The 639-nt window shown below is 54.0% G+C and carries 1 pseudogene; it reads left to right on the top strand.

From position 1 onward, the window contains the following. Positions 1-639: pseudogene (locus KCR01S_RS23645) on the top strand (IS3 family transposase); the annotation flags it as partial.

Below are 639 nucleotides of genomic sequence, written 5' to 3' on the forward strand. Positions count from 1 at the left end.
AAAGAACAGTCAGATGCTCAGGCCGAGATCCGCCGACTCCAGAAGGAGCTGAAGCGGGTTACTGACGAACGGGACATATTAAAAAAAGCCGCGGCGTACTTCGCAAAGCTGTCCGACTGAGGTACGCCTTTATTCGTGACAACTCCCTTTGCTGGCCTGTTCGTCTGCTCTGCAGGGTGCTGGATGTTCATCCCTGTGGCTTTTACGCCTGGTTTAAGCAACCGTATTCTCAGCGCCACCAGGTAGATCTGAGACTGACGGGACAGATCAAACAGTTCTGGCTGGAGTCCGGTTGCGTTTATGGTTATCGCAAGATCCATCTGGACTTGCGGGATAGCGGGCAACAGTGCGGAGTGAACAGAGTCTGGCGACTGATGAATCGTGCCGGGATAAAGGCTCAGGTCGGGTACCGGAGCCCGCGGGCACACAAAGGCGAGGTCAGTATCGTATCGCCCAACAGGCTCCAGCGACAGTTCAATCCGGATGCTCCGGATGAGCGTTGGGTAACGGACATAACTTACATCAGGACCCACGAAGGCTGGCTGTATCTTGCCGTGGTTGTTGATCTGTTCTCACGCAAAATTATCGGCTGGTCAATGCAATCCCGGATGACAAAGGACATTGTCCTGAATGCGCTTC

The organism is Kluyvera cryocrescens NBRC 102467 (assembly GCF_001571285.1).
GTDB classification, from domain to species: Bacteria; Pseudomonadota; Gammaproteobacteria; order Enterobacterales; family Enterobacteriaceae; genus Kluyvera; species Kluyvera cryocrescens.